The 24,662-nt window shown below is 36.5% G+C and carries 25 protein-coding genes and 1 pseudogene; 21 read left to right on the forward strand and 5 right to left on the reverse strand.

Annotated elements, in window-relative coordinates:
• Positions 1-176: 176 nt before the first annotated feature.
• From ACPF9A_RS06765 to ACPF9A_RS06780, 4 genes are all read left to right on the forward strand, one after another.
• Positions 177-884: an aspartate/glutamate racemase family protein gene (locus ACPF9A_RS06765; RefSeq protein WP_424002852.1), complete on the forward strand. Its 708-nt coding sequence runs from the start codon at positions 177-179 to the stop codon at positions 882-884.
• Positions 885-1,156: 272 nt separating this feature from the next.
• Positions 1,157-2,674, forward strand: coding sequence for an IS1182 family transposase (locus ACPF9A_RS06770; protein ID WP_423997090.1), 1,518 nt, complete (start codon positions 1,157-1,159; stop codon positions 2,672-2,674).
• A gap of 120 nt (positions 2,675-2,794) precedes the next feature.
• On the forward strand, positions 2,795-3,271 hold the full coding sequence (locus ACPF9A_RS06775) for a cupin domain-containing protein (RefSeq protein WP_424002854.1): 477 nt from the start codon (positions 2,795-2,797) through the stop codon (positions 3,269-3,271).
• 198 nt (positions 3,272-3,469) lie between these two features.
• A complete protein-coding gene (locus ACPF9A_RS06780; RefSeq protein WP_424002856.1) occupies positions 3,470-4,369 on the forward strand; it encodes a hypothetical protein in 900 nt (299 codons plus the stop codon).
• A gap of 285 nt (positions 4,370-4,654) precedes the next feature.
• Here the strand turns inward: ACPF9A_RS06780 and ACPF9A_RS06785 are convergent.
• Positions 4,655-5,803: pseudogene (locus ACPF9A_RS06785) on the reverse strand (IS91 family transposase).
• Positions 5,803-6,408: a tyrosine-type recombinase/integrase gene (locus ACPF9A_RS06790; RefSeq protein WP_423997595.1), complete on the reverse strand. Its 606-nt coding sequence runs from the start codon at positions 6,406-6,408 to the stop codon at positions 5,803-5,805. Before ACPF9A_RS06790 ends, ACPF9A_RS06785 begins: the two are co-directional and overlap by 1 nt.
• A 599-nt stretch (positions 6,409-7,007) precedes the next feature.
• Between ACPF9A_RS06790 and ACPF9A_RS06795 the strand changes: the two genes are divergently transcribed.
• The 7 genes from ACPF9A_RS06795 (at position 7,008) to ACPF9A_RS06825 (ending at position 11,507) form a co-directional block, all read left to right on the forward strand.
• Complete coding sequence (locus tag ACPF9A_RS06795) at positions 7,008-8,054, forward strand: DUF4365 domain-containing protein (RefSeq protein ID WP_424002858.1); 1,047 nt, start codon at positions 7,008-7,010, stop codon at positions 8,052-8,054.
• A 166-nt stretch (positions 8,055-8,220) separates the two neighbouring features.
• Positions 8,221-8,553, forward strand: a complete 333-nt coding sequence (locus ACPF9A_RS06800) for a hypothetical protein (protein WP_424002860.1) — start codon at positions 8,221-8,223, stop codon at positions 8,551-8,553.
• A 248-nt stretch (positions 8,554-8,801) separates the two neighbouring features.
• Positions 8,802-9,197 (forward strand): RDD family protein, encoded by a 396-nt coding sequence (locus tag ACPF9A_RS06805; RefSeq protein WP_424002862.1) that lies wholly within the window; start codon positions 8,802-8,804, stop codon positions 9,195-9,197.
• A gap of 10 nt (positions 9,198-9,207) precedes the next feature.
• On the forward strand, positions 9,208-9,456 hold the full coding sequence (locus ACPF9A_RS06810) for a hypothetical protein (RefSeq protein ID WP_424002864.1): 249 nt from the start codon (positions 9,208-9,210) through the stop codon (positions 9,454-9,456).
• Between the two features lie 161 nt (positions 9,457-9,617).
• Positions 9,618-10,676, forward strand: a complete 1,059-nt coding sequence (locus ACPF9A_RS06815) for a YHYH protein (RefSeq protein WP_424002866.1) — start codon at positions 9,618-9,620, stop codon at positions 10,674-10,676.
• Complete coding sequence (locus tag ACPF9A_RS06820) at positions 10,666-11,295, forward strand: hypothetical protein (RefSeq protein WP_424002868.1); 630 nt, start codon at positions 10,666-10,668, stop codon at positions 11,293-11,295. Before ACPF9A_RS06815 ends, ACPF9A_RS06820 begins: the two co-directional genes overlap by 11 nt.
• Positions 11,292-11,507: a hypothetical protein gene (locus ACPF9A_RS06825; protein ID WP_424002870.1), complete on the forward strand. Its 216-nt coding sequence runs from the start codon at positions 11,292-11,294 to the stop codon at positions 11,505-11,507. Before ACPF9A_RS06820 ends, ACPF9A_RS06825 begins: the two co-directional genes overlap by 4 nt.
• 94 nt (positions 11,508-11,601) lie before the next feature.
• Here ACPF9A_RS06825 and ACPF9A_RS06830 read toward each other — a convergent pair whose 3' ends face one another.
• From ACPF9A_RS06830 to ACPF9A_RS06840, 3 genes are all read right to left on the reverse strand, one after another.
• Positions 11,602-12,018: a hypothetical protein gene (locus tag ACPF9A_RS06830; RefSeq protein ID WP_424002872.1), complete on the reverse strand. Its 417-nt coding sequence runs from the start codon at positions 12,016-12,018 to the stop codon at positions 11,602-11,604.
• Between the two features lie 99 nt (positions 12,019-12,117).
• The gene (locus ACPF9A_RS06835; protein ID WP_424002874.1) at positions 12,118-12,789 is read right to left on the reverse strand and encodes a class I SAM-dependent methyltransferase; all 672 of its coding nucleotides are present in this window, start codon (positions 12,787-12,789) and stop codon (positions 12,118-12,120) included.
• A gap of 78 nt (positions 12,790-12,867) precedes the next feature.
• Positions 12,868-14,670: a DUF885 domain-containing protein gene (locus ACPF9A_RS06840; protein ID WP_424002876.1), complete on the reverse strand. Its 1,803-nt coding sequence runs from the start codon at positions 14,668-14,670 to the stop codon at positions 12,868-12,870.
• A 272-nt stretch (positions 14,671-14,942) separates the two neighbouring features.
• On the opposite strand from ACPF9A_RS06840, the gene ACPF9A_RS06845 reads away from it, so the two are divergent.
• The 10 genes from ACPF9A_RS06845 to ACPF9A_RS06890 all read left to right on the forward strand — a co-directional run bounded on the left by ACPF9A_RS06845 (position 14,943) and on the right by ACPF9A_RS06890 (position 24,618).
• Positions 14,943-15,389, forward strand: a complete 447-nt coding sequence (locus ACPF9A_RS06845; RefSeq protein ID WP_424002878.1) for a hypothetical protein — start codon at positions 14,943-14,945, stop codon at positions 15,387-15,389.
• A gap of 110 nt (positions 15,390-15,499) precedes the next feature.
• Positions 15,500-15,877 carry a nuclear transport factor 2 family protein gene (locus ACPF9A_RS06850; protein WP_424002879.1) on the forward strand — a complete coding sequence of 126 codons (378 nt, stop codon included), beginning with the start codon at positions 15,500-15,502 and terminating at the stop codon, positions 15,875-15,877.
• 29 nt (positions 15,878-15,906) lie between these two features.
• Complete coding sequence (speB, locus tag ACPF9A_RS06855) at positions 15,907-16,689, forward strand: agmatinase (RefSeq protein WP_424002881.1); 783 nt, start codon at positions 15,907-15,909, stop codon at positions 16,687-16,689.
• A gap of 53 nt (positions 16,690-16,742) precedes the next feature.
• Positions 16,743-18,086 carry a mannosyltransferase gene (locus tag ACPF9A_RS06860; RefSeq protein ID WP_424002883.1) on the forward strand — a complete coding sequence of 448 codons (1,344 nt, stop codon included), beginning with the start codon at positions 16,743-16,745 and terminating at the stop codon, positions 18,084-18,086.
• 236 nt (positions 18,087-18,322) lie between these two features.
• Complete coding sequence (locus ACPF9A_RS06865; RefSeq protein ID WP_424002885.1) at positions 18,323-18,952, forward strand: GNAT family N-acetyltransferase; 630 nt, start codon at positions 18,323-18,325, stop codon at positions 18,950-18,952.
• Positions 18,953-19,117: 165 nt separating this feature from the next.
• Positions 19,118-20,305 (forward strand): argininosuccinate synthase, encoded by a 1,188-nt coding sequence (argG, locus tag ACPF9A_RS06870; protein ID WP_424002887.1) that lies wholly within the window; start codon positions 19,118-19,120, stop codon positions 20,303-20,305.
• A gap of 131 nt (positions 20,306-20,436) precedes the next feature.
• Positions 20,437-21,411 (forward strand): N-acetyl-gamma-glutamyl-phosphate reductase, encoded by a 975-nt coding sequence (argC, locus tag ACPF9A_RS06875; RefSeq protein ID WP_424002889.1) that lies wholly within the window; start codon positions 20,437-20,439, stop codon positions 21,409-21,411.
• 48 nt (positions 21,412-21,459) lie between these two features.
• Complete coding sequence (proC, locus tag ACPF9A_RS06880; RefSeq protein ID WP_424002891.1) at positions 21,460-22,254, forward strand: pyrroline-5-carboxylate reductase; 795 nt, start codon at positions 21,460-21,462, stop codon at positions 22,252-22,254.
• Between the two features lie 46 nt (positions 22,255-22,300).
• On the forward strand, positions 22,301-23,425 hold the full coding sequence (locus ACPF9A_RS06885; protein WP_424002893.1) for an aspartate aminotransferase family protein: 1,125 nt from the start codon (positions 22,301-22,303) through the stop codon (positions 23,423-23,425).
• Complete coding sequence (locus ACPF9A_RS06890; protein ID WP_424002895.1) at positions 23,422-24,618, forward strand: glutamate-5-semialdehyde dehydrogenase; 1,197 nt, start codon at positions 23,422-23,424, stop codon at positions 24,616-24,618. The genes ACPF9A_RS06885 and ACPF9A_RS06890 overlap by 4 nt, the downstream gene beginning before the upstream one ends.
• The last annotated feature ends 44 nt before the right edge of the window (positions 24,619-24,662 follow it).

Raw genomic sequence — 24,662 nt, forward strand, 5'->3', positions numbered from 1 at the left:
ATTAAAAAGGGATAGCCATTGGCTGTCCCTTTTTTTGTTTCAATTCTTTTAGTTTGTTTAACTTACATCTAAAATGAGAATATGATTGCTATTAATCATATTCGTGTTAAAATAGATATAAAGTAACTTGTTACTTTATACAATTGTTGGCAACAAGCTAAAAAAAAAGATAGAGGATGAAAAAAATAGGATTTGTAGGAGGAATTAGTTGGACTTCAACGTTGGATTATTATAAATACATCAATCAAGGAATCAATGAAAAACTAGGCGGTTTAAACTCTGCCGAATGTATAATATATTCATTGAATTTTTCGGATATTCAAAACAAAGGGTGGACTAATTCTTTTGACTTAATTTTCGATGCTTGCAAAAATCTGGTCTCTAGCAATGTAGATGCTATAGTTTTGTGTGCTAACACAGCACATTTATTCGCTGACGAAATTCAATCAAAAATTGACATTCCAATTATTCATATCGCAGAGGCTACTGCAAAAGAAATCAAAAAGGAAAAGTTGAGCAAGGTAGGACTGTTAGGTACAAAATTTACAATGGAAATGGATTTTTACCGAAATAAACTGAAAGAATATAACATCGAGACTATTATACCATCAGAAAATAAAGATATAGAAGAAATACAAAATATCGTAAAAAATGAACTTGGGAAAGGATTTGTAAGTATAGAATCCAAGAAAAAATTTATCCAATATGCGAATGGATTAATTGAGAGAGGAGCCGAAGGAATTATTTTAGGCTGTACAGAAATACCTATATTAATTGGACAAAAAGATTTTAAATTACCTGTGTTCGATACAACCAAAATCCACGTTGAAAGTATCATCAATTTCGCATTGGACGTTGAAAAGCCAGTTGCCAACAATGTATAAAAAAAATAGGGCATAATGGTTCTTAAACAAAGGCTTGGGCGTATTTATGAAGTCGCCAAATCTTTTGATTTGGCTTTTAGAAAAATAAGGTAAAAACAAAACACAAAAGATTTGGCTTGTGGCTAAACGGAAAGATTATCGCTTAGTACCAGCCCTACTTTTCTTATACTAGACGTCAGACTGCGCAAAAACCTACCCTTTCTTAATAACTTTGTTGATTTCCTTTAGCACGGCCAATACCATAACGTATTGATATTGATTATCTTAATGGTATGGATTTTATAACAGGTTTTGACAGGGACCAACTCGTAATGATGGATTTCGAATCCTGCCTGGGTCCCGATTCGTGGGCAAGGATCGTCGATATGTTCGTGGATATCCTCCCAATGGGCGACCTGGGGTTCAGGGACGTGCTGAACAACGAGGGCAGGCCACCATATCGTTCCTCGGACATGCTCAAACTCTATCTCTACGGCTACAAGAACAAACTGCGCTCCTCCCGCCAATTGGAACATGCCTGCAAGGTAAACCTCGAGGTCATATGGCTCCTGAAGGGACTAAGGCCGTCCGCAAGGAAAATAGCCTATTTCAGAAAGCGTAACCCAAAAGCCTTCAAAGGGGCATTCAGGTATTTTGTGGTGCTGCTCAAGGATTGGGAACTAATCGAAGGCGAGACCATTGCCATCGACTCCTTCAAGATAAGGGCCCAGAACGCCCTGAAGAACAACTTCAACCAGAACAAGATCGACCGCCATATCGAGTACATAGACAACAAGATACTGGAATACCAACAACAACTTGATGCCGAGGACGGAGATTCGGATACCGAAAAAATACAGGACAAAATTGCCTACCAGGAATCGAAGAAGGAAAGATACCGCAACATCGGGGAAGAGCTGCGCACCAGTGGGGAACGACAGATCAGCCTTACCGATCCCGATGCCAGATCGGTAGTACTGCACCGCAACATAATCAATGTGGGCTATAACGTGCAGGCAGGGTGTGATGCAAAATACAAACTCTTCGTCAACAACGACACGGGCACCGTAAACGATACACACGCACTTTCGCCCATGGCACTCGATGCAAAGCAACTTTTGGGCGTGGAAAAAATGAGGACACTTACCGATAAAGGGTACACCACGGGCAAACACCTGGACATCTGCACCAAGAACGGGATAACAACTTACTCATCCCCAAAGGAGCATTCTTCCCAACACAACGGCCTTTATCCCATGGTCGATTTTAAATACGACAGGGAAATGGATACCTATACCTGTCCCGACGGACAGATATTGGTGACCAATGGAACCGTTTACAATAAGGCGGGCCACAAGGTCAAGCATTACAAGAACCGACAGGCCTGCAAGGTCTGCCCCGTAAGGCACCTTTGTACCACGAACAAGAACGGACGCTTCATAGAGCGCTCCATTTATCAGGAGGCCTTGGAGGAAAACCAGAAAAGAGTGGAGGAAAATCCGGAATATTATAGGCTCAGGCAACAGATCACCGAGCACCAGTTCGGGACCATCAAAAGACAATGGGGCTTCACCCATACATTGATGAAAGGAAAACAGAACGTGCTCTCCGAGGTAAACCTGATCATGATATGCTACAACCTTAGCAGACTTGTGTCCATTCTTGACCCAAAAGTGTTGAAGGACAGGCTCAAAAGGCTTGTCGACATATTTTTTGCCCTATTCGGAGCCATTTCAGCCATTTTGGGCGACTTTCCTTTTCTTGGAAATTTAGTTTACCACAAAAGAACCGGCTATAAAACCTTCGCTTAGGGTCCTATAAATCAAAACAAATCATTTATTTTTATTCGAAATGGAGTTGCTGCGCAAACTCCCGTTGTACGCAAGCAGAGAAAACCAAACGTAAAATATAAACATTCAAATAAAAATATAATGAAAAAATCAATTTTAGTCCTGTTTATTTTAGCCTCATTATCTGGATTTTCCCAAGATTCTGAATATAAGGTTTCATCATATTTTACAGAGGGTACAAAAGCACCAAACACACATTACATTGGAGAAGCCTGGTTGAATGGTATTATTCACGATGACGCTGAATTGGGTTATAATATCACAAAAGCAACTTTTAAAGCCAATTCCACCTTGGATTGGCACAAACACGGTTCTGCCCAAGTTTTAATCATTGTGGATGGAGAAGCATACTATCAAGAAAGAGGAAAAGAGCCTGTAATTCTAAAAACAGGAGAGGTGATTAAATGTGAAAAGGATATCGAACACTGGCATTCATCGACTAAAGATAGTGATGTAACGTATTTGGCTTTATATGGTGGCGGACAACCGACAACTTGGACGGAAGTTCTAACGCAGGAATATTATGACGAAATCGCCAAAAAGTTAAAAAGCAACTGATTATATTGATAGAACGACAGTCAAAATAAATGGAATTAAAATGCCAGCGTACAACATTGGCTATAAGTAATTGCTTGTCCTCGCCTACTTCTGAAAATCCTTGCGGATTTTCAGTTTGGTGTGTACTTGCTAAGTTAAGTGCTAAACCACGCAACTACTCATAGCCGAGACCGTTGTGTGTAATTATGAACAAACTTAATGCTTAAATTAAACCACAAGCTAAACCAAGGGAAAAATCAGTTAATAGGGCAATTCAAACTTCCTTATTCTTTGAATGGACCAGCGCATAACAGAACAAAATGGTTTGAGGAAAAGAATACAAAACAAGTTGAATACATAATAGGACATCTATTCATTAATTATTTAAGACAAGTTGAAAAGAAGAAAGTAATGTACTTTTCTCAAAACGAGAATGATGGACATATGAATCCAGATTTATTTGTAAATACTGATGGAAGATTAATTGGTGTTCAAGTAACTCAATTTGTAATTCGAGATTATATATCAAGGTATAATCAAGCTAAAAATATCTGTGAAAAAATATCTAATTTCATAAGTCAAGTTTATAAACCACCAATTAAAATTAATATTCAAATTTGTACACCTTGGGATAGTGATGAAATTCCAAAAGGAAGAGAAAAATTGTACAAAAGAATGTCTAAAGAAATAGCCAATAGTATCGAAAAAAATATTGAGCAATTAACAACTAAAAACGAATTTCTAAATTTTAACCTGAACCGAACGGACTTTAAAGAAATCGCTGAGAGTTATAATCTTTTACCCGTTCCAGTTAATTATCAATCCAATTATTTTGGAAACAATAACATTTATATAGATTACGGCTTCGATTATGTTGTGATTTTCGAAGAGGATATTGAAGAAAGTGCAAAAAAAATATATGATGACAAGAATAATGGAAATTCCGAAATACTAATTATTTGGGGCGACCAAAATCAGTTTTTGAACACAGATGAATATATAATAAAAGCCCTAGAGAAGAAATTTACTAATACAAGTTTTGCCTCTGTTTATTATTTAGGATTTCAGAATTTGATGGAAATTAAAGAAAGAAACATTAATTATAGAAAAATAAAATAACTACACACAATAACTAAGCATATGGCGCGCCGATAGGCTAGCGCTATATGACTTGTTGACTGATCCGGGGTTTGTAAATAAGGGGTAATTCGTGAAGTTTGTCTAGACCTTGGCAAGGAAGCAGGTCATTGTTATATGGTGCTACAGTTTTCTTTTTTGCAGAAAACCACATAATGAAGAAATTTTTGCTGTAAAACCCATACTCCTTTTGAGTATTTGCGTGGTTTTACCTGTTTTTCCTTCGTTTTGGGCAGTAGTATGCTAGGGCACTTTTCAGCACCATTCTTACACATTGAATTTCAATAGTTTACGTTTTATGGTCTTTTGGTAATCCTGTGGTGGGCCACGGCTATCAAAGGTTAAAAGGGTGATTAATTCCCCTTTTTTACAGCTAGGGCAAATCCTGTGCAGCGATTTCTCTGGTCTTACAAGTGTTTCAATATGTAATAAATCCTTATCCGCTACTTGCAGTTGTAAGAGCGTTAGTTTCTCCTTTTTCCAACTACTACTCAAAAACCCATAATGGCGTATTCGGGTAAATCCTTTAGGGAGTATATGGAGTTGAAAACGCCGTATAAATTCCTTGTTCGTGAGGGTCATTGTTGTTTTTTGGCCACCTTTACGATAGTCTTTTAAGCTAAAAGTTACTTCGCTTTTTTCATTATTGATATTCAATATTCGGTGGTTGCTAATCGCTATTTTATGCGTGTACCTACCCAAATATTCAATGACATGTTCCGGCCTTCAAAAAGGAGGCTTGGCATAGACCACCCACTCGTTTTTGAATAGTGTATCATATAAGGATTGCGGTAATTCTGGTAATGCCTTGCGTAATTTTGCCACAAAAAGTCCTCGGTATTTTTTGCTTATTGCTTTTACCGAAAACAGAAAATTATCCTTCCCTTTTCCCTTTTTCCAAAACCCAGCTTTTGAGACCCCTCCCTTGGGTACTATGCAATGTAAATGTGGGTGCAATTGTAAATTCTGTCCCCAGGTGTGCAAGACAGCTATCATACCCAATTTTGCGCCCAGATGCTTGGGATTGTTCCCAAAGGCAGTGAGTGTTTCCCAAACGGTATCAAACAAAATCTTATACAATACCTGAGGGTTGCGCAGTGCCACAGGATTAAGACTGTCTGGTAATGTGAAGACTACATGAAAATAGGGCACAGCAAGAAGCTCTTGCGATCTGGCTGCTATCCACTCTTGCTGCTTATGACCTTGGCAGGTAGGACAATGCCTGTTGCGACAAGAATTAAATTGTAAATGCAGCTTGTTACACTCCATACACCAGTCTAAATGTCCGCCAAGGGCTTTAGTACGACATTTACGTATGGCGTGCAGCCCTCGCGCGTTCCAACTATTATGAGTAATATCCTGCAGATGGTCTACTTCTAAATTCAGCACATCTGCCACCTTATATGTAGGATGCACTAGGGTGTAAATAAAGTATCTAGTGGACTAAACTTCATAGAGCTACCCATATTGGACACCTGTAAATACACAATGGTAGTTTCAATATGAGCGTGGCCTAGCAGTTCCTTTAGACTCATGATATTCATCCCATCTTCCAGTAAGTGGGTCGCATAGGAATGGCGAAGGGTATGTGCGGTAAATTTCTTTTGGGTGTTTACTTTAGAGCGGCATTCCTTGATAACCCATTGGATGCCCCTTGTGGTAAGAGGGCCTGCCTCCCCGTCTTTGGTAACCTGACTATTGAAAACATATTTTACGGGGTTTTCTGTCCTGAAATACGTTTTCAGGCCACGGGCAAGGTGGGGACTCAAGGGAAGATAACGGTCTACCTTTCCTTTTTGTTTTTTCACAAACACAGTCTTTCTATCAAAATCTATATCTGCTTGTAAGAGATTACAGAGTTCATAGCTGCGCAGACCACAGCCGTAGAGCATCGCTAATATCAAACGATGTTTTAAGTATTTGGGAGCCTTTAATAATTCACGAACCTCTTTTTTGTTAAGTACCAAAGGAAGGTCTTTCTGTCTTTTTATCTGTGGAAGTCTGATGCGTTTTTTATCCATCCCCATAACCTTATAGGCAGCACGAAGCCCATAGATGGTATGTTTAAAAAAGCTCTCCGAAGGGGTCTTGTGCAGGTTCTGGCAATGGTAGAGATAGTCGTTTATTTGCTCCTCATTAAGGGCCTCTGGACTACATTTGTAATAAATGGCCAGGTGTGCAAGACAGCGCAGGTAGTTGCGCAGTGTACTGATAGCTTTACCATTAATGGCAAAACTCTTTTCTAAAGTAAGGGCTAGTTCTTTAAATCTGGGGACTTCTGATAAGGCGACCTCTAAAATCGTCTTTGACTTTTTTTAAATACATCATGCTAAGATTTTAATGAACTCATTAAGATAATGTATTTTTATAATCAAACTAAAAGCTTCCGAGGCACGAGGATTAGTTCAACAATGGCTATAGCAAATAGGGCAGAAAGTCCTATATTTAAGTGCTTGGGCGTAATTGTAGAGTCCGCAAAATCTTTGGGATTTTGCTTTGTCCAGAAAAAAAAAGAAAAAACAAAACCCAAAGGTTTTGCTAAGTGCTTGGTGGCAAGTAATCGCTTATCAGCCGCCCTACTTGCCATAGCCGGAACGTTAGCTGTTATTTAAATTAAACTATGAGATATAAGTCAACTGAAAGACTCGGAGTAAATGCAACAGAAGGCATTATTCTTCGTGAATTTGATTGGATTTTTAGAGAACAGCCAATTGTAGATGTTGGAATAGATGCTCTGATTGAAGAATCGGAAGATGGAAATCCAACTGGAAAATTCATTGCACTCCAAATAAAGTTAGGAATAGGAAATTTTTCAGTTTCAAGTGATAAACTGACTTACTATATCTCCAATATTCATTATAACTATTGGTTGAATTTTGATATTCCAATTTTATTAATTGCACATATACCTGAAACAAATCTAACTTACTGGATAGAAATTTCTGAGAGAAATATCAAAAAGACTAAAAAAAAGTGGAAAATTGATATTCCTAAAAGAAATCAGCTAAACATAAAAGCAAAGAAAAAGATAGCCGAATTGTTGACTGATAATAATTACGAATATCAATCTATTAAAATATTCAAAGGAGAAGATATTGACACACAAACCATATATGACATAGCCGAAAAATCAACTTGCATAGAGGATTCAAAAGATTCAACAATTAAAACAATTGAGTTACTTGAATCTTTGACTTTGAAGTCAAACGAAAGTACCGAGCAGTTTAAACATTTTAATGAAATTGGCTTAACATTCCAATCTCCCAGAGTAATCGCATCAGTTGGCACCTATGCTAAGAACATCAAAATAGCTTCTAAAAGAATGGAAAATGAATGCCAAATATTCTCCGAGACATTTGGGGCAGGGATTTTCGCCTTTGAACAAGCAATAATGATTCATTTCTTGATAACACAGGACATTGAAAATGTTCAGAAAAATGTAAAAAGTGTAGAAACATTACCATCAGCACTTGATAGTGCAATTGAAGGAGTGAAATTTATGCAAGAATCATTATCCAAACTCCCAGAAGACTACAGAACACTAACTATTGCAAAAAAGCAGATGATGTCCGTAGTTGATTTAATTATTGAGGAGTATATAGTAGCAAAAATAATTGTGGAAAATTTAATTGAATCATCAAATACGTTAGTAAAAAAAAACAGCTAACACAACCTATAAACAATACGGGCTTAGGGCTTAAAAGAAAGGGGTACATTAAAGGCACATCCTTTACAAAGTTAAAGTCACATAGTTTACATTTTTAAGGTTATAATTTGAGATTAAAATCAAATTGTTATGCCTTGGAAAGAAACAACGACTATGGAACAAAAGATTGAATTTATCTGTGAATGGCGTACAGGAAAATACACTATTACAGAATTATGACAGAATTCAAGAATACCTAATTAAGAACAATCTAAAACTTACAAAAACAATTAAACCTACTTCTAATGACTGGAAAAAATCACCTTTTAAAAAGCCACCTGCTGTAAAAATTAGTTTGATTCAAATTAGAGTTTTAGGAATGCCGATTGATGCTAGCGATGTAGAATTCAAAATTATTGAAGTCATAAACCCAGCAAATAAAACATTTCGGATATGGATGAAAATTGACACATCAATATTGACAAAGACTAAAATTCAATATCAGAAAGAAATCGATTAGTTAATGAAATATAAAAATCGAATTATTTTAATTTGGGTTTTGGTGAATATCCTGCTTTTAATCAGGTTTTTAATTGACCCCTATTTAATATTTTGCGAAGCCTGTATTTCAGGTCGTACGTGCCCACCTTGTCGTACAGAGTTTGCCAATAATATTTGGATCTATTTCTTCATCTGGAATCTACTTTTTGCAATAATTCTTTTATTAAAGAAGAAAATAACAACAGCTAATACCACTAAAGACAAATTATGACAAAAGAATATGCTTTATTACCCGACAGAATTAAAGCGGTAGTAATTGATGGAATTCTACTTATAGCTGCTATGTACGCAGTATCCGAAATTTTAAGTCTTTTTGAAAACGTACCGAACTACGTAAGAATTTCAATAGCGATTTTATTATTTCTTCTTTACGACCCAATTTTCACAAGCCAATTCGGTGGTACAATCGGACATTCATACAGTAAAATTATGGTTCAAAAAGATGCAATTACAGAACAAAATATTGGTCTAGCACCTGCCCTGTTCCGTTTCTTGATTAAATTTTCTTTAGGCTGGGTATCGTTACTTACCGTAACAGGTAATCAAAAGAAAAAAGCCTTACAAGACCTAGTGGTTAATTCAGTTGTGCTAAGAGAAAAATAAACCCCAAAAAATGAATTTACGTTTTCGAATTTTTGAAAAATACACGGCGGGTAACCAGAAGAGAGCCAATGAAAGTAAAGATCAGGTTTACCAAACCGCACTAGAGGTTGCCAATGTAGTTTTAGAGGTGGCACAAAACGACAACCCACCTTTACGTATAAGAACTTCTAAATGGGCTGAAGAATTTTGTAATCTAAAAACGCAGGCAGATCCAGATGGCACTAAACTAGTTCAACAATTAAAAGATAGTTTCTTATAACACAAATGTCCAAAACTGAACAACTGCTATTACTATTAATAATGGTCATTGAATTGCTTTAGAGTTAAGTTTAATTCTTGATATCATCATAAATAACGTGATGTAATGTAACATACACACTATAAATTTATTAACTTGAAAATCCTTACCAATACAAATTTATGATGTTGAAAGTTCAATTTAAAAGCATAGTTGTAGGTCTACTACTACTATTTTTTACAGCTTGTAAAAACGGAAAATCAGATACTAAAACAGACACTGATAATGAAGTAACCATTTCTGTAAAGAAAGAGAACTTTTTATCTGATGGTTTACTAGAACCCATTTCTATTGTTAGTAGAGAATTATCTGATGGTTCTACTTCAGATTGTTATAAAATAGTGGTCACCTCTACCCCAACTGATCATGAAATGGGACCATGGTGTCCTGATAATATTGCTGATGATGCATCTGCTGGTGGCATTTGGTTAGAAGATGGTAAAGTGTATGATGTAGATGGCGAATTCGTAAAAAACTTAGGTACGTTCTATGATGATGAAACTTGGATGATGTACAATAGTGAAACGGGCAAAATCACTAAAACAAGTACTAAAGATGAATGTAACGATGCCGCTAACCCAAATGTAGGCGAAGAATATCAAAATTTTTGTGTAGAATGTTTACCGTCTTACGTCACTGATATTACACATACATATTATATACCTGTTACTCCCAAAAAAGCTAAAACTCCATATTCGTTTTCTAACGGACCAGCTGGCGGACCACCTCCTGGCGGCAGACCAGATGATGGACATGAAAGACCAGGACCACCACCAAATAGAGGACCAGAAGGGAATTCTACGATGCCATCTAATAGAGGCTTGGCATTTAATGGGGTTATTTTTAACGCTCCCGCGCCTGTAGATGCTATTTTAGGTGCGTATACTTTAGCTCCATTTGACGATGCTGGCGGACATATAAATTTAAACGAAGGATATCACTACCATGCTGCTACTGGTGTTTCTAAAAAAATTGAACAGTCAGACAACCATGCTGCTATGATTGGTTATGCTTTTGATGGATATGGTATTTTCGGAAATACAGATGCTGAAGGTAAAGCCTATACAGACTTAGATGACTCTCGTGGTCATTACGATGAAACTAGAGGATACCATTATCACGTAGATTACGCCGGAAACAATAATTTTATTGATGGTTTACGTGGTGAATATGCTTTGTAAAACAGGAAGTTTTAAAGTATTATTTTTTAGTTTACTATGGATAGGAAATGTTGCTCTTGCCCATAATCCTGATTTTTCTAGTATTATTATTTCTAAAACGGAAAATGGGCAAATTGTTTTACAACTAACCAGTTCATTGACAGCTTTTCAACAAGAGGTAAATTATGTTAATGGGGAAGGTGCATATAAATCGCCGGAAGAATTTCAAGATTTAGTCCTTCAACTTTTTGAGTCTAAATTCTCTATTGTACTTAACGAAAATAACAGGCTTCATTTCAAAAACTCCAAAGTGTTTTTAGGTCACGAAACCAAGATAGTTACCGAAATAATTGGTCTACCTGAAGAAGTAAACCGCATCTATTTAAAGAATGCATTATTTGAAGATTTACACAATAGCCAATCTGTAGTTATTTTTTTATTGGATGGATTTCCAAAGGAAAAACTTACCATCCAGCGCGATAATAAACACGAACTAAACATCATTTTAGAAGATGATATATGGGTAGTGCCAACAGCTAAAAGTGATCAAACACCCTTGAATTATTTACCTTATCTGATTACTTTGATAATTGGTGGTCTGCTACTTTTAATTTCTAGAAAAAGAAAATATCAATTATGAAAAAACCAAACACAGTAATCTATATTGCTTTAGTCATCGTTGTAGTAGGGCTAGTCTTTCAATTTATGGAAATGGGAGTTTTTGGTGAAGATCCCATACCTGACATTACCCAATACAATCAGCTGTTTTTTTGGACAGGAATCGCTGTTTGGGCTCTTGGATATATGCAGCAAGAAGCTGTAAAAAAGAAGGATAGCGAAAATGACCTTTGAACTAAACAACAATCTAAATGGTCTGCTTGTTATGAACTACCACTGTAAAACAAACGAACCTTTCGCTATCCTCTTCTTAAAAATTTATTCTCGTTTACTTAAATAAACGAATAGAAGATTCTTTTAAATTTAATTTTGCCGGTTGTGGAAACTCAGCATGAACTATTAATACATTTTCATGATGCTGCTCTAGCTTGCTCAACACTTCTCTATTCAATAATAAAATGGTTGAATGACCATAATGGTCTAATTTATCTAGAATAGTTTTTCCGTTAAACTCACATACCCAATGGGTCTCAGACATATTTTCTTCGTAAAACAACTCTAAAGTTGGTACTTGGTAATAATCATGCTCACCAATACCTTCTAAATCAAAAACTAAACGAAGCAATCCACTTTCTAACTCTGCTGCTTCATTAGAAATTCCTAATTCTTCAAAAGATAATTTACCTGAAGTTGGCTCATTAAATTTCACCTTAATCTCTCCTTGATTTATTTCTACTTTGCTCATCTACGTTTGTTTTTATGATACCATCAAAGCTAGATGACAATGCTAATGTATACTATGATATTTATCAGGATTGAAAAATTTTATGCTTAAAAATGAGATTTATCTGCAACGATATAAAGTGGTTACAATTAAGCCGGGTACATCAGTAACCGACAATAACACGCTCTCTTCAATCACCTTAAAATTAAATGGTGCCAACAATAGATTGATACCACTCTGCTTTTTTAAACGAGTGCCTTGACCTGAGATAATATCTTTATTGGGTGTAAAATCCCCTTCTGGCAGATGTTCTGTAACGATTACGTATTCATAATTAGTTAACTTAGCCACAACTTGCTTCACCTCATCATTAGAGATGTGCTGTAATACTTGTCGAATAATAGCACAATCTGCGATGGGTAATTTGTCTTTGGCAATATCTAAACATTGAAATTCTAAATTCGTTGCTTTGAAATTATTCATATTGCGTTCCATTAGTTCTGGAACAATATCTACGGCTATATAGTTCTTGGTATACCGCACCAATTCTTTACCCACATTAAAATCTCCGCATCCTAAATCGCAAACTGAAATGGGGTTTTTAAATGCCGTTAAAAAAGTAATCACCGCTGCGATATAAGGCTGTACAATTTCTGAACGATGTGATCCATCACCAGAGTAAAAATCTGAAGCACTACTTCCCCACAAGTTCTTTTCATATACCTGCTGCATAGCTTCTTTTGTAGGCCATGGTTGTTTTTTACGTATCGATTTATTTTCTTTTTTATCCACCGGACTCCTATTAAAAAAAACACGCCATAAACTTTTGTTTATGGCGTGTTAATATACCTTAAAATAGATGAATTTTTATTATTTCTGGGATGCTATCCATGCTTTTACCCTACGCTCTAATAAATTTAATGGTAAAGCACCGCCACCAAGAATAGTATCGTGAAAGCCTTTAATATCAAATTTATCGCCTAATTCAGTCTCGGCCATTTTACGCAATTCTTGAATTTTAAGCATTCCTATTTTATAAGAAGTTGCTTGCCCTGGCATTACCATATACCGCTGAACTTCTGCAACAATAGCACCTTGAGAGATAGAAGAATTCTCGGTGAAATATTTGATTGCATCGGCTTCTGTCCACCCTTTTGCATGTATACCTGTGTCTACTACCAGTCGTATTGCTCTCCAAATTTCATTTACCAAACGACCAAAATCGTAATACGGATTCTGGTATCCGCCCATTTCTTTCGCCAAAGCTTCTGAGTATAAACCCCAACCTTCGCTGTAGACACTAAAACCAGCCTGAGTTCTAAACTTAGGTACCGCCTCTAACTCTTGTGCTATAGAAATTTGCATGTGGTGCCCCGGGTTACCTTCATGATACGCAACACCTTCCATCGTAGTTTTCGGCATCGCGCTCATATCTGATAAATGCGCATAATATGTACCTGCTCTAGATCCGTCGGGCGTACCAGCTGAGTAATGTTGTGGTGCTCCATCTTGTTCACGAAATGCTTCTACTCTTTTTACTTCTAATTTCGCTTTTGGCAAAATACCAAAGTAGTCTGGTAACTTCTTCGTTAAATCATCTAAGTACTTAGTCGACTCATCTAAATACCCCTGTCTACCTTCGTCTGTATTTGGAAAGAAAAACTGAGGGTCTGTATTTACAAATTTGAAAAAAGCATTTAAATCTCCATCAAAGCCAACCTCTTCTTTTATCGCCATCATCTCCCCCTTAATTCTAGCTACTTCTTGGAGTCCGATTTGATGGATCTCATCTGCAGTCATTCCGGTTGTCGTGAACACCTTTAATCGGTAATTATAAAAATCTTTCCCATTCTCATGACGGCTTACTCCCGTTGGGGCAACTTCAGCATTTTCTATTTCGCTTTCTAACCAAGCCAGTAATTTCTCATACGATGGTGAAAAATAATCATTAAGAACATTTACTGATTCCTCTTTAAGTGAAGTAGCCTCTTCTGTCGTTATTTTTTCGGATGCTACAAGCGCATCAATTTTACCATTCATATCATTTAATAATGGTGTACCATCTTTTAATGATTTTGTTTGAGCGATAACCGTGGTAAATGCAAATTTTGGAGGAAGATTACCTGCCGTAGCTTGTTCTTTTGCTCTCACCACCAATTGATCAATACCTCTAGATACCTCTTTTACTCTAGAGATATAAGCGTTCATATCTGCGATACTATCGACCTTATGAAAATTGATCAAATAACTTGGTAAACGTGTATGCATACCGCGCATTTGGTCAAAAACGTAATCTAAATTCTCAAACTTGGCACCCTCTTTTAATGTTTCGAATTGATAAACCCATAGATCATAAGACGTTTTATCGGCATCATTAAGCTTATCGTAATCGAATTTCTCTTTTAATTCGTTGGTAGTTTCTGTATACCACGCCAACTCTTTTTCTTCAGCTGCCTTACTTAAATCATCAATTTTATCATATTGGTCTTTTCGACCTTGAGCGGTCAATCCTAACGGACTCATTTGTAACTGCTCTTCGTACTTATCATCGAACCATTTGTTCAAGGCTACAGTTTGGTCTACTTCAACCTTTGGTTCTTCTTTACAAGAAGAGAGCAGCAGAAAAGCTATAGAAAAGCTTGTTGCAATACTCGTAGAAATAATTTTTTTCATGATAATTGATTTTGATTTTAGCTTGTTATAATTCTGCTTCTCGTTATTATTCTGAACAGCAGCTGGGGAAGATTTAAAGATACTGATTTTGATTATATACACTCCTCTTATTACATTCAACACTTAAGGCTTTTTCACATCAAAGAATTAAACTATTTTTCAAGACTTACTTAAACTAATCACAAGAATAACCGCATTAAACCATAAAAATATATATTCACTAACTTAAGATAATTATAAAGCGTGAAATTCTTAACCCTATAGTCTTATCAATGGAACAAATTAAAATTATTTTCTTTCTCTTAGCTTCATTTTTTGGTATTGAAGAGAGCAAAATTGCGGCCGACAAAAACACCGTAACCGTTTATCCAGAAGACCATAAAATTGAGATTGTACAAGAACATCTTTTTACCATTATACAAACAGAAAAAGATACCGCACTGACCCTGGCACAATGGGGGCAATTAGTAAAATGGAAAGAAAACAAACTGCCATGGGCTAAAGAGTTAGAAAATTTCACCAACAAAGAGGTGACTATTGTAAATAAGGAAGGTACTATAGCACCACGCATTTCTTTTAATTACACTGACGAAAATGATTTGCGCGCCTTGGGTATTTGGTATAACAAAGAGAAAAATCAATATTCAATTAATAATGTTACAAGAGAAAATACCTCTAGCGAAAACGGTAAATTAGAAGGTAATTATTGGATTTTTTGACGGAGGTAGTACATTTAGCTTTACTAATGAAGCTTTTGTTGACCTGCCTAATGAATATAAAAAATTAAAACTTCCGATAACTGAAATACTTAAGGACTAAATTTTAAATTATGGACTTACAGAAAAATAAAGAAAATGCCATCGCATTCTACAGAACAGCTTATTTAGGGCAACCAAAAGTGGCTATAGAAAAATATGTAGGTGACGAATATATTCAACATAACCCAGATGTAGCCAACGGCACACAGGGTTTCATTGATTATTTTGAACGTATGGAGAGAGAATACCCAGAAAAGTCTATTGAATTTGTACGTTGTATTGCCGAATGTGATTTAGTGGCATTACATACGCACCAAATATGGCCAGGAAATGACAAATACATTACCATGGATTTTTTTAGATTTGACGACCATGGTAAAATTTGCGAACATTGGGATTCTATTCAACAAATACCCGAAAAATCTAAGAACCCAAATACAATGTACTAATACAGCAACGGACAAAAGAACTCAACTTTATGAAAAATATTAATATTCAAGGTCTAAACTGGGACGCTAAGTCCTCTTTTCAACAGGGACCGGCGAAAGCTCCTAACCTAATTAGAAAAGCACTGTACAGCGACTCGATGAATCTATATACCGAACTAGGGGCATCGATTGAAAGTGATACCATAACCGATAAAGGTGATTTTACCATAAATGAGTATTTTGATATTACAGACATTACCAGAAAGAATATTGAATCTGGCGCTAAACTACTTTCATTAGGCGGTGATCATTCGGTTACATTTCCTATTATAAAAGCATTTCATGACCATTACCCAAAACTAGATATTTTACATATCGATGCCCATGCTGATCTGTACCATGACTATGAAGGCGATCCGTATTCTCACGCATGTCCTTTTGCACGTATTATGGAAAATGGATTTGCCGTAAAATTGATTCAAGTTGGTATAAGAACTTTGAATCCGCATCAGGCTGCACAAGCAAAAAAGTACCATGTAGAGGTTCATGAAATGCGGAACCTTGACCTAAACAACATTCCGAAATTTAAAAATCCACTGTATATTTCTTTAGATATGGATGGTTTTGACCCTGCCTTTGCTCCTGGGGTTTCTCATCATGAGCCAGGCGGACTCTCATCGCGGCAAGTGTTAGATTTGATTCATAGTATTGATACCGAAGTAGTAGGTGCTGATATTGTAGAATATAACCCTGATCGTGATTTCCACGATATGACCGCTTATTTGGCGGCAAAAATGATGAAAGAACTTATTGGCAAAATGATGGAACGCTAAAACATATTTAAATAAAAACCAGTAAATTGACTTGTTTATAAACCAAACCCCCAATGCCAATTCACCTAAGAACTTTTTTGAAGCTCCACAAGGTTTCCTTGATATTGGCATTATTAAGCTTAGTATTTTACTACACATTTGCCTATCACCTGCAGAGAACAGATTTCATAAAGCTTCTTACCCTATTAGTTGCGCTTTTCTTTTTCTGTTTTAAACTTATACAGTTCGAAAAACTCAACTTTAGGTTTCTATTGGGTATCGGCATCATTTTTAGACTCATTTTTCTATGTGCCGAACCTAATCTTTCTCAAGATTTTTATCGTTTTATTTGGGATGGTCACTTGGTATCTAGTGGTGCCAACCCCTATTTACACACTCCCGACGAACTTATGCAAAATATGGTGTCTATGATACCGAATGCCAATGCACTTTATGAGGGCATGGGTAGTTTAAGCGCACGGCATTACAGTAATTACCCCCCATTAAACCAGCTTTTATTTGCTTTGGCAGCTCTTATTGGCGGCAAAAGTATGTTCGGCTCGTTAGTGGTTATGAGGTCTATTATTATATTGGCTGATATTGGTGTTTTCTTTTTCGGGAGAAAGCTGCTGAAAAATTTGAACAGATCTCCCCATTTAATATTCTGGTACTTTTTAAATCCGCTTGTAATTGTAGAGCTTACCGGCAACCTTCATTTCGAAGGGGTTATGCTATTTTTCTTCATCTTATCCATGTTTCTATTATCTATTGATAAATGGAAAACTGCAGGTGTAGTTATGGCATGCTCGATTTCAATAAAACTTGTTCCACTCTTATTTTTGCCTTTATTCTTTAAGTACTTAGGATGGAAAAAAAGTATCATTTTCTATACCATCATCGGTATAACCTCTATTGTACTTTTTCTACCATTTAATACTCCCGAGTTTATTGATAACTATTCGAAAACCATAAAACTATGGTTCTCAAATTTTGAATTCAATGCTAGCATCTATAATATCGCTAAAAAAACTGCCATGCATTTTGATGCTAAACCGTGGGAGTTCATTAAAGAATATGGTAAAATTACACCGCTACTTACCATAGCCACCGTAGGTCTATTTACATTTTTACCAAAAAGATATGACTTAAACCGAGTGCTTTGGTCTATGATGTGGGTTTTGACAATTTATTACTTTATGTCTACTACCGTGCACCCTTGGTATGGCATATTTCTGGTTCTGCTTTCTGTTTTTACTACATACAGATATGCTATAATATGGTCTGCTGCCATTGTTTTGAGCTACTTCGCTTATTCTCAGGCAGATTTCAAAGAAAACCTATGGCTTATCGCCATTGAATATATTGCAGTGTACGGTTTCATTATTTATGAAATTGTTGCACATAATAACAAAAAGTGAGGTTTTTGTAAAAATTATACTCTTGGGGATGTCAAATAAATATAATTTGTACATTTACCCTATAATGAACGAAGAAATCTACTTTTTATATAGTACCGTGAGCCCAGTTGCTCTTGCGCGTCCGTTCACATCTCGCCGTCGTCGCCCGTAAGGGTAAGATATAATTATGGAATTAGGTGAGTCCATTTCCGCACAGCAAATCAAAACTTTTTTTACACTTTTAAATCTATCTGGCAATGAACTTAATTGTTGCTAACGAATCACATTTTAAATACGCTCAGGATATCTGCGATACCATAGCTGAATCTGCTAAAGTTCGTGGAACCGGTATTGCAAAACGTACCCCTGAATATATTCAAAGAAAACTATCTAATGGCAATGCTATTTTAGCTTTGGACGGAGATAAATTTGCAGGCTTCTGCTACATCGAAGTTTGGGGGCATGAGAAATTTGTTGCCAATTCAGGACTCATAGTTCACCCAGACTACAGAGGTCAGGGACTTGCGAAAAGCATAAAAGCCAAGATTTTTGAACTTAGTAGACAGAAATTTCCAGATGCTAAAATATTTGGTATTACCACAGGCTTAGCTGTTATGAAAATTAACTACGAGCTTGGCTACAAACCTGTTACGTTTTCAGAACTAACCGATGATCCAGAATTTTGGAAAGGTTGTCAAACTTGCAAGAACTTCGATATTCTTACCAGAACAGAGCAAAAAATGTGCTTATGTACAGGCATGCTCTACGATGGTAACATTAAGAAAAAATCTGAGGAAATGAAACCAGTAAATAGCAAAGCTTTTACAAGATTAAAAAGTATTAAAGAGAGTTTGTTTCTTAAAAAGAAGGAAGAAAATAAAAGTTAGCGTATAGAAAATAGAAAATTAAAAAAATGAGCTGGCTGATGAAGGTTTTTCAACCTTTTTTTTCTAACATCTCTTCTCTATTTTATTTTTTCTAACCTCTCTTTTCTAAACACTATCAAACCAAAACAATAATTACCTGGCATCACGGGATTTGAACATATTATAATGAAAAAATTAGTACTAGCATACAGTGGCGGATTAGATACATCTTACTGCGCAAAACATTTATCAAAAGACAAAGGATTTGAAGTACATGCCGTTAGTGTAAATACTGGCGGATTCTCATCCGATGAAATAAAAGAAATCGAGAAAAAAGCGATCGAATTAGGCGCAACTTCATACACTTCTATTGATGCCGTACAGACATTTTATGACAAAGTAGTAAAATACCTAATATTTGGCAACGTACTAAAAAACAACACCTACCCGCTTTCGGTGAGTGCAGAACGTATTGTACAGGCAATCGAGATTGTAAACTACGCCAAAAAAGTAGGGGCTGGTTACATCGCACACGGCAGCACAGGTGCCGGTAATGACCAAGTCCGTTTCGATATGATATTTCAGATTATTGCACCCGAAATTGAAATCATTACCCCTATTAGAGATAATAAACTAGCAAGGGAGGAAGAGATTGCATACCTGAAAGAAAACGGGGTAGATTACCCTTGGGAGAAAGCAAAATACTCTGTAAACAGAGGTTTATGGGGAACATCGGTTGGTGGTGAAGAAACTTTAACTTCTGATAAAGCATTACCAGATAGTGCTTACCCAAGCCAGTTACAAGAAAAGAACCCTACCGATGTAAAGCTGACTTTCGAAAAAGGTGAGTTGGTTGCTATCGACGGTAAAAAAGATAACCCAGTTGCAAATATTGAAAAGCTTGAGGCTCTAGCTTCAAAGTATGCCATTGGCAGAGATATTCATGTTGGTGATACTATAATTGGTACTAAGGGTAGAGTTGGTTTTGAAGCTCCGGCTTCCTTGATTATTATAAAAGCGCACCACTTATTAGAGAAGCATACGCTTACTAAGTGGCAACAATATCAAAAAGAACAACAAGGCAATTTCTACGGCATGTTATTGCACGAAGGCAACTACCTAGATCCTGTTATGAGAAACATAGAGACTTTCTTGACAGACACACAAAAAATGGTCTCTGGCGATGTATTTGTCGGCTTGTATCCTTTTCAGTTCAGGTTGCATGGCATTTCCTCTAAACATGATTTAATGACCGATGCTTTCGGTAAATATGGTGAAGTAAATAAAGGTTGGACGGCAGATGATGCGAAAGGCTTTATTAAAATTCTATCAAATCCTGGAAAAATTTATAACCATGTGAATGGCGATAAATAGGTCGTTAGGAGTTAGGAAAATGTAGTATTAAGTAATGAGTACAAAGTATTAAGTAAAAAGATTAAAAGTGTTATTCAAGTACTTCGTACTTAATACTTAATACTTCGTACTAATTACGAAAAAATAAAATTATGATTAAAGCAGGTATTATTGGTGGTTCTGGTTATACGGGTGGTGAGCTTATTCGAATTCTATTGAATCATCCGGCAACAGAAATTGATTTTGTTTTCAGTACTACTAGAGCTGGCAAAAAAGTAACTACGGCGCATCCAGATTTATTAGGCACTACAGACCTTGAATTTACAGGTAATGTAAATCTAGATGTGAATGTGGTTTTTCTATGCTTGGGCCATGGTAATTCTACAGCATTTTTAAAAGAACATCATTTTTCTGAAGATACTGTTATCATTGATTTAAGCAATGACTTTAGATTACATGCCGATGCTAATTTTGACGGAAAGCAGTTTGTATACGGATTACCAGAATTGAACAAAAGTGACATAGAAAATGCCCAATATATTGCCAATCCAGGTTGTTTTGCAACGACTATTCAATTGGCATTGTTGCCGCTGGCTAAGGCAAATCTATTAAAGAACGAAGTACATATAAATGCCGTAACCGGCAGTACTGGGGCAGGCGTTAGTCCGTCGGCTACTTCGCATTTTTCATGGAGAAATAATAATGTAAGCTGGTACAAGCCTTTTACCCATCAGCATTTAGGGGAAATTAATGAGAGCCTACATTCGCTTCAAGAGAATACGGGCAACCTATTTTTTATTCCGAATAGAGGGAATTTCACCCGTGGAATATTAGCAACTTCTTACACGAAATTTGATGGTAGTTTAGAAGATGCGGAAAAGATCTATAAAGAGTTCTATAAGAATGCAGTGTTTACGCAAATATCAGATGAACCCATTAATCTAAAGCAGGTTGTGAATACCAATCAATGTCATATTCATTTACATAAACATGATGATATTCTATTGATTACCTCAGTAATTGACAACCTTTTAAAAGGAGCTTCGGGACAAGCGGTGCAGAATATGAACCTCATTTTTGGATTAGAAGAAAGTCTGGGTTTGAACCTAAAGGCCGGTGTCTTTTAGAAACAATTTAAAAAGTACTATGTAATTGGTACAAGAAAAATATAAAACATGAAAATAGCAATCATAGGAGCAGGTAATTTAGGACTTTCCATTGCAAACGGAATTCTGAACAGTAACGGTGCTACCACCATGTACCTTACCAAAAGAGACACAAAATCTATTATGGATTTTGAGAAACACAATAAGGTGACTGTAACCAATGATAATCGTTTGGCCATACAAAATTCAGACATTCTAATATTCGCCGTTCAACCAGTTCATTTTGCTGCAATTCTAGAAGATGTAAAAGATTTACTTACTGAAAACCATGTTATTATTTCAACAATAACCGGTTTCGGTATTGACAAAATAGAGGCGGTTATCGGCAAAGACAATTATATTGTTAGAAGTATGCCCAATACCGCTATCTCTGTTGGTAAATCTATGACGTGTATCTGCAGTAATGAAAAAGGTAAAAAACGTATCGACCTAACAAAGGCTATCTTCAACAGAATGGGTCATTGTATGGAGATACCTGAGACTCAAATGCAAGCAGCCACCGTTATTTGCGCCAGTGGCATTGCCTTTTGGATGCGTCTTATTCGCGCCACAACACAAGGTGCCATTCAGTTAGGTTTTGATGCTCAAGAGGCTCAAGAATTAGCTATGCACACGTGCAACGGTGCCGCAAGCTTACTTATTGAATCGGGCAATCATCCAGAACAAGAGATTGATCGGGTAACGACACCAATGGGATGCACTATTACGGGTCTAAACGAAATGGAACATCAAGGTTTAAGCTCATCATTAATACGTGGTATTATTGCCTCATACGATAAGATTACCGAATTTAAAACGAAATAAAATACCAGTATACATTAGTTCTTATGGAACTTGAATCTTTTGAATTATGAAATTATTCGACGTTTACCCACTATATAATGTTACACCTGTTTCTGCAAAAGGTATTGTGGTTACCGATGACAAAGGTCAAGATTATTTGGATTTCTACGGCGGTCATGCCGTAATATCAATTGGTCATGCGCACCCACATTATGTAAAGCGCTTGAAAGATCAATTAGATAAAATCGGATTTTATAGTAATGCAGTTCAAAATCCGCTTCAAGAAGAACTTGCTGAAAAATTAGGCGTTGTTTCTGGTTGCGAGGCGTATAATCTGTTTATGTGTAACTCTGGCGCCGAAGCCAATGAAAACGCACTTAAGATGGCATCTTTTGCTACCGGAAAATCTAAAATAATTGCCTTCAATAACGGATTTCATGGGCGTACTTCTGCTGCTGTAGCGGCAACCGATAATCCGTCTATAAATGCTGAAATAAATCAACAACATGAGGTCGTTTTTCTTGATCTAAACGATGCAAAGGGTTTTGAAAGGGAAATTTCTAAGAATGTATGTGCCGTAATCATAGAATCTATTCAAGGTGTTGGCGGGTTAGATGAACCCAACACAGAATTTTTACAAATGGTAGCAGCATTATGTAAAGAAAATGATGCTTTGTTGATTGCCGATGAAGTACAATGCGGATTTGGTAGAAGTGGCAAATTCTTCGGATTTCAACATCACAACATACAACCTGATATTATCAGTATTGCGAAAGGTATGGGTAATGGTTTCCCCGTTGGTGGTGTTCTTATTCATGCAGACATTAAAGCAAAATACGGAATGCTAGGTACTACTTTTGGCGGTAACCATTTAGCTTGCGTAGCCACATTGGCTGTTTTAGAAGTCATTGAAAAAGAGAACCTAATGGCAAATGCCGAAGAACTGGGTGTGTATTTCAATGAAAAGGCAAAAGAAATTCCGCAAGTAAAACGAGTAAAAGGTAGGGGATTGATGTTGGGGCTAGAGTTCGATTTTCAGGTAGCTGATTTACGCAAAAAACTTATTTATGACCACCACCTTTTTACCGGCGGTGCAAAAGACAAAACGGTACTTAGAATTCTACCTGCATTGAATATTACCAAACAAGATTTAGATGTGTTTTTCACCGCTCTTAAGACTGCTTTATCATGATAAAAACGCTCAGTTTAGCAAAAAGAAATGCCGTATTAAAACGGATGGCAGAATTGGTTCTACAAGAAGAATCAATTTTAATGTCTGCCAATGAGAAAGATTTAAACTCTTTCGAATCTGATGATATTGCAATGATCGACCGCCTAAAGGTGGATAAAGATAAGGTTAGAGAAATGGTTTCTTCCTTAAAAAAATTAGCTGCATTAGCCGATCCGTTACATGTAGAACGTTTTCAATTTACCCATGATAACGGGTTAGAAATCAGTAATAAAACGGCTCCCTTCGGTACTATTATGATTATCTATGAATCTAGACCAGATGTCACTATCGAAGCTGCCGGAATCGCTTTTAAATCGGGAAACAAAATATTACTAAAAGGGGGAAAAGAATCATTGAACTCCAATTTGGTTTTAGTCAATTTGTGGCATAAAGCTTTAGAGTCTTGCGAGTGTTCTGAAGATTGGATTACCTATCTCAATTATTCGCGAGAAGAAACCCAACAGTTTCTTGAAAAACCAACTCAAAAACTCGATTTGATTGTTCCGCGTGGTGGCGAAAAATTGATTGCCTTCGTCAAACAGCATGCGCAATGTCCTGTAATTGTTAGTGGTCGTGGAAATAACTTTGTATATGTTTCTCATGAAGCAGATTTACAAATGGCTTTAGATGTTATCATCAATGCCAAGACCACAAAAATATCAGCATGTAATGCGGTAGACAAAGTGATTATCTCAAGAGATTTACCTCGTAAAATGGAATTTTTAAATCACTTGGTTCAAACATTGAAAAAACATAATGTAAACATTTTAACCGATGCAAAATTAGCAGGATTAGAAGGTACTTCACAAATGGAAGATGAATCTGTTTGGTATGAAGAATTTCTAGATTACAAGATTGTCATCGGGCAAGTACCAGATGTTGAAGAGGCCATACAGCACATTAACACCTATGGTGGCGGGCATTCAGCTGCCATCATTACTAAAGACGAAGAAGAAGCAGAAATTTTCATGCAGTCCGTTGATACTGCGGCCGTGTATCATAACGCATCTACACGCTTTACTGATGGTGGGCAATTCGGACTTGGTGGTGAATTAGCTATCAGTACCGATAAATTACACCAGCGAGGGCCTATTGGGTTGCAACACCTCGTAACCAATAAGTGGTATGTAAAAGGGAATGGGCAGGTGAGATAGGTGATTGGTTGTTCGGTGTTCGGTGTTCGGTGTTCGGTGTTCGT

It is taken from the genome of Maribacter sp. IgM3_T14_3, assembly GCF_049603095.1.
Classification (GTDB): domain Bacteria; phylum Bacteroidota; class Bacteroidia; order Flavobacteriales; family Flavobacteriaceae; genus Maribacter.